This is a genomic window from Streptomyces sp. AcH 505 (assembly GCF_000818175.1).
In the GTDB taxonomy this organism is placed as follows: domain Bacteria; phylum Actinomycetota; class Actinomycetes; order Streptomycetales; family Streptomycetaceae; genus Streptomyces.
This window is the reverse complement of the sequence record NZ_JTIY01000002.1, coordinates 495,448-501,259: the sequence shown is the minus strand read 5'-3', so window position 1 is coordinate 501,259 and position 5,812 is coordinate 495,448. Positions and strand designations below refer to the sequence as shown.

At 72.4% G+C, this 5,812-nt stretch carries 3 protein-coding genes and 1 pseudogene; 3 read left to right on the top strand and 1 reads right to left on the bottom strand.

The window, feature by feature from the left end; translation table 11 throughout:
* Nucleotides 1-625 (bottom strand): annotated as a pseudogene (locus HY68_RS44310) (hypothetical protein); the annotation flags it as partial.
* A gap of 178 nt (nucleotides 626-803) precedes the next feature.
* On the opposite strand from HY68_RS44310, the gene HY68_RS44305 reads away from it, so the two are divergent.
* The 3 genes from HY68_RS44305 to HY68_RS45785 all read left to right on the top strand — a co-directional run.
* The gene (locus HY68_RS44305; RefSeq protein ID WP_041998543.1) at nucleotides 804-2,543 is read left to right on the top strand and encodes a hypothetical protein; all 1,740 of its coding nucleotides are present in this window, start codon (nucleotides 804-806) and stop codon (nucleotides 2,541-2,543) included.
* Nucleotides 2,544-2,632: 89 nt separating this feature from the next.
* The gene (locus HY68_RS32370) at nucleotides 2,633-2,926 is read left to right on the top strand and encodes a WXG100 family type VII secretion target (RefSeq protein ID WP_041998541.1); all 294 of its coding nucleotides are present in this window, start codon (nucleotides 2,633-2,635) and stop codon (nucleotides 2,924-2,926) included.
* Between the two features lie 47 nt (nucleotides 2,927-2,973).
* Nucleotides 2,974-5,812, top strand: a 2,839-nt coding sequence (locus tag HY68_RS45785; RefSeq protein ID WP_277816779.1) for an FtsK/SpoIIIE domain-containing protein, incomplete at its 3' end; no start/stop codon positions are given.

Sequence of the window (5,812 nt, the reverse complement as noted above, 5' to 3'; positions counted from 1 at the left end):
CGACCGAGCGGCGGAACTGGAGCCGCCGCCTGCGCCTCGCCGGGTCGCCGAGAGCGCGCAGCGTGCGGACCAGTGCGGCCCAGCCGCTCCGCACCCGGCTGCGGGCGACGATGCCCGCGGTGACCAGCGCCAGCAGGACGGCGCCCACTCCGGCGAGCAGCGCGGGCAGCGGGACGGCCACAGTGTCGGCATCGGCCTGTGCGGCGTTGTCGGCCTGCGCGCCGGAGTCCTGCGGGGTGTCCGCCGGGGGCGGCGCCGCGCTCCGGCTCGCGGTGTCCCTGGCCTGCCGCACATCGGGACCGCTCGCGTCCTGTGGCAGCCGCAGGATCCAGCCGGGCCGCAGGGTGTCGCCCTCGTTGTTCAGCGCCGAGCCGTCCGGCTGTGCGAGGCCCTTGTTGAGTCCGAAGATCTCACCGGCCCTCGCGGGGTCGCCGAGGGTGCTCGTCGCCACGGACTGCAACGTCGCAGCCTGGCCACCGGTCTGCGCCGGGTCGGGCACGACGAACACGTTGATCAGTCCGTCGTCGTCACCGTCCGCCACCGCCGGCAGGCCGGTGCCGAACACCGCCCAGCAGGCCAGCAGTACGACGCCGAGGGCGCGTAGCGCGTAGGACCCGTTCCTCATGATGTTTTCCCACCCATGTCTCTCCGGTGCGCTCGGGTCCCCACGGGCCGTCCGGCGCATCTCATCCCACTACACGGTGGTCGCGCCAAAAGGGTTCGACCGGCCGGATCTGAACGCTGTGGACGCGTGTGCCGTGTACAGGTCGGCAACCACCGGAACTTCGGCACAGGGGACGCACGTGGCGCGACGGCACACTTCCGGCTTCGACATCGTCGGCATGGACAGTGATCCCACTCCGGGCGACATCGACGAGATGGCGCGCGTGCGGGACCGCTACCGTGACGTCGGTGACCAGGCCGACGTGGCGCTGCGGTTCCTGAAGAAGGGCGGCACGGTCGAGTCGGGGCGCGGCGACGCGATGGACGCGCTGAACAAGCAGATCGGCGACCTGCCGGACAAGCTGCAGAAGACGGTGGACTCCTTCCACGGCGCCGCCGACGCCTACACCGCGTACGCGCCGAAGCTGACCGAGGCGCAGGACCTGCTGGACAAGGCGATGGACCAGGCGACGTCGGTCGCCGGCCAGGCCGGGCAGCGGGTGCAGGACCTGGCGGCCGACGCGACGGACGACCAGAAGGCGGCGGCCAGGGACCAGCGGGACAAGATATCCGCGGCCCAGGACCAGCTCGGCGCGGCGAAGAGCATGGCCCAGCAGGCGAAGGAACTGCGCGAACAGGCCCAGCGGGCATGCGCCGACGTCCTCGACGAGGCGGCAGGTGAGGCGATTCCCGAGCGGAACATCTTCCAGAAGATCGCGGACTTCTTCAAGGACTTCCCGTTCGTCCAGATCATCCTGGCCGCCCTGATCGCCGTCGTCGCGGTGTTCTTCCCCGTCGTCGGCGCGCTGCTGGGCGGTGCGTTGTTCGTCTTCAACCAAGTCGTGGCGAGTCAGACCGGCAGGATCAAGGCGGGTGACTTCATCGCCGGTCTGATCGGCATCGTCCCGGGCGGCTCGCTGCTCAAGTTCGGCGGCAAGGCCGTGGAGGCGATAGCTCCGGCCGCCGTGGCGGCGGTCAAGGGGTCGGGCGCCGTGGCCAAGATCGGCGGGACCATCACGAAGGTGGGCGACACCTTCACCAACAACAAGATCGTGTCCGGGATCCTCACCAACCCGGTCGGCAAGGTCGTCGCCGAGGGGGCGGGCAAGTTCGCCACCGACGTGACCCTAGAAGTGGGTGCCAAGGCGGCCAACGGCGACCAGATCACCGCCGCGGGTGTACTGGCGGGCGCGGCGGCCGGTGTCGCGTTCGGCGCGGGCGCCAAGGGCCTCACCGGCAAGATCGGTGGGATCAGGGGCAATCCGGCGCCCACGTCGGCCGGCGGACGGTTCGGCGACACGACCGATCCGCTCGCCGGGGACTCCGTCGGCAAGAGGTTCGGCGACCAGATCACCGGCTTCGGCGAGGAGGGCGCCGTGCTCGGCACGAAGATCGGTGTGGGGGTCGCGCAGGGCGGGGACCCCAACGCGGTCGCGGCCGGCGAGATCGCCAACTCGGCGCCGAAGCTGGGCGTGGGCCCGGTGGGCAAGGCGGGGCTGGGCAGGGGCATCGACGGCGTCGCCGCGCACATCCCGATCCCGGTCAAGGGGTCAGGAGCGCCGGGCGCCGCCGCGACCACGGGCCCGGCGACACCGGCGCCCGCACCCGCACCCGCACCCGCACCCGCACCCGCACATACTCCGGTGCCCGCGCCGGCCGACCCGCTCTCCGTACCCCTTCCGCCCTCCCCGACGGTGCCCGACAGCCCCTCGGGCCCGGCCGGGCAGGGCCGCCCCACCCTCACCCCGCTGACGATCCCACAGACCCCGCCGCCCGCCGGGGCCGGCTCCTCGTCCTCGTCCAGCCCCGACGACGGGGCCTTCTTCACCGCCCCGTCCTCACCGGCCGGTGAGCCCGGCGGCCAGGGCGGCGGCGCTTAGCCGTCGCGACGCGGGGCGTCGCCGCGTACCTCCCAAGTCTCCATCCCTGAACGGGTGGACAGCTCAGACAACCAGCAAGGAGCACGAACATGCCCAATTTCGCCGTCAACTCGGACGAGACCGCCTCCACCTCGCAGGCGCTGCTCAACGACTTCACCACGCTGCAGGACAAGCTCACCGAGGTGAAGGGGAAGATCACCACCCTGCTCGCGAACGGCTACAACACCCCGGCGGCGCAGCAGAAGTTCTCGCCGTTCTTCGACGAGTTCGCCAAGGGCTTCGACCAGGTGAACCAGGGCCTCCAGGGCATCGGCCAGTACGTCAAGGCCGTCGGTGACGCCTTCGACCAGACCGACTCGCAGCTCGGCTCCAACCTCTCCTGACCCGCTCCCCCGCTCCCCGTCCCCACTCACCCTGAGGAAAGACAGCCGTGCGACTGACCGTGAGCGTGACCGACCCGCAGGCCGAGGGGGTGTCCACAACCGTCGTCGTCGACACCGAACCCTCCGCACAGGCGGGCAGGTTCGCCGCGGAGCTGGCACGCGCCGTCGGCCAGGCCGGAACCGGCGGGGAGTGGGCGTCCGCGCCTGCCCTGTACATCGGTACCGACCCCGTCGACCCGGAGGCGACACTCCAGGTCGCCGGTGTGCGGGACGGGATGGACCTCGGGCTCGGCGTTCCCGTACCCCGGGAGCCCGAGCCCGAGGGCAGGACCGAGCTGCGGGTGGTGTCGGGGCCGGGCGCCGGAACCGTCTTCCGGCTGCCGCCGGGTGACTACGACATCGGCAGCGCCGACACCTGCCGGATCAGACTGGCGGCGGGCACACCCGCGTTCGCCGCGCGGCTGCGGGTACGGCTCGACGGCGGCGCCGAACTGGTGCGCGCCGGGCAGGCGATGCTGGACGGCAAGCCGGTCGCCGACGCGTCCGCGTGGCGCGAGGGCAGTCAACTCGCCGTCGGCGATTCCCTGTTGGAGCTGGCCTCGGGCAGCTCGGCGAAGGCGCCGCTCACCCCGGCGGCCGACGGGCTCGGGCTGGAGTTCAACCGGCCGCCGCGCTTCGTCCCCGCCCCGGCAGGGGCCAACTACCGACTGCCCGCGCCGCCGGTCAAGCCGGACAAGCGCCCGATACCGCTGCTGCCTATCCTGCTGCTGCCCGCGGGCAGCGCCGTGGTGGCCATTGTGGTCACCGGCCGCTGGACGTTCGTGTTCATCGCCCTGCTGTCGCCGATCGCCGCGCTGGTCACCCAGTTCGGCGGCCGTAAGCAGGCGATGCTCAAGTACCAGGAGCAGCTGGCCGATTACGAGCAGAAGCTGGCGAGGCTCCGCGCCGACATCGAAGCGGCGGTCCTCAAGGAGCAGCACAATCTGCGGCTCTCGCTGCCCGATCCCGCCTCGCTGCTGCGGATGGCGGCGCAGCCGTCGGAGCGGTTGTGGGAACGGCGCTGGCAGGATCCCGACTTCCTCGCCGTCCGGGTCGGCACGGCCGACCTGCCGTCGTCGCTGTCGGTCGAGGATCCGACGCTGGACGAGCACCGGCGTACCACCGTGCCGCGGCTGAACCAGGTGCCGGTCTCCGTGCCGCTGCGCAGGGCCGGTGTCACCGGTCTCGCCGGCTCCGGTGCGGGCGGTCTGGCCGGCTGGCTGGCCGCGCAGGCGGCTTCGCTGCACAGCCCCGCCGATCTGCGCATCGTGGTGCTCGCGGGCTCCGAAGGGGAGCGCGACTGGTCCTGGACCCGCTGGCTGCCGCACTGCCGGCCGCAGGGCGAGGACGCCTACGCGCTCGTCGGGTCCACCACCGAGTCGCTGGCACGCCGCATCGGTGAGCTGGGGCAGCTTGTCGCCGCCCGGGTGCAGGCAGGTTCGGAGCTGGTGCGCGGCGGTGTCAACGGCTACCCCGACGTGCTGGTGATTCTGGACCAGGCGCGCCGGGCGCGCTCGCTGCCCGGTGTGATCGCGTTGCTGCGCGACGGACCTTCGGTGGGTGTCTACACCATCTGCATGGACCGCGAGGAGCGGCTGCTGCCCGAGGAGTGCGGCGCCGTCGTCGTCACGGACCCTGCGGCGACCGGGTCCCGGGTCCGTACGGGCGTGGGTGCGGCGCTGGAGGACGTACGGCCCGACTCCCCCGAGCCGGGCTGGTACGAACATCTCGCGCGTGCGCTGGCGCCGTTGCGGGGCGTCGGCGACAACGACGAGAGCGCGCTGCCGGGTTCGGTGCGCCTGCTCGACCTGCTGAACGTCGAACCGCCGACCGCCGAGGCCGTGGTGGCGGGCTGGTCGCTGGGCGGCCGGTCGACCCGGGCTATCCTCGGCACCGGCTACGACGGCCCGTTCTCCGTCGACCTCGTACGCGACGGCCCGCACGCGCTGATCGCGGGGACCACCGGTTCCGGCAAGTCGGAGCTGCTCCAGACGCTGGTCGCGACGCTCGCCGTGGTCAACAGGCCCGACGAGATGACGTTCGTGCTCGTCGACTACAAGGGCGGCAGTGCCTTCGCCGAGTGCGCGGACCTGCCGCACACCGTCGGTATGGTCACCGACCTCGACACCCGTCTGGTGGAGCGCGCCCTGGTCTCGCTGGGCGCGGAGCTGCGCCGCAGGGAGACGATGCTGGCGCAGGCGGCCGCCAAGGACATCGAGGACTATCTCGACAAGCGGGCGCGTGGCGGTGACGCGCTCCCGCCGCTGCCCCGACTGCTGCTGGTCATCGACGAGTTCGCCTCGATGGCGCGCGAACTGCCGGACTTCATCTCGGGTCTGGTCAACATCGCACAGCGCGGCCGTTCGCTCGGCATCCATCTGGTGCTGGCGACGCAGCGGCCGAGCGGCGCCGTCACGCCGGACATCCGGGCCAACACCAATCTGCGGATCGCGCTGCGCACCACCGACACGTCCGAGAGCCGGGACATCATCGACGCGCCGGACGCCGGGGACATCTCCCCCGGCACCCCCGGCCGTGCCTATGCCCGGCTCGGCCCTTCGGCGCTGCTGCCGTTCCAGTCGGGCCGGGTCGGTGGCCGCAGGCCCGGCGGCTCGCTCGCCGTGGACACCGAAGTCCCCGTCAGGGCACGGACCGTGAGCTGGCAGGAGCTGGGCGGCCCGCTGCGCACCGGTCGGCCCGGCGGATCGTCACACGGGGCGGTCCAGACCGAGGCGATCACCGACCTGGCCGTCCTGACGGCGGCCGTCGCGCAGGCGGCGCGGGTCGTGGGAGTCGCGAAGCAGCCCAGTCCGTGGCTGCCCGCGCTGCCCGCCGTGCTGGAGTGGA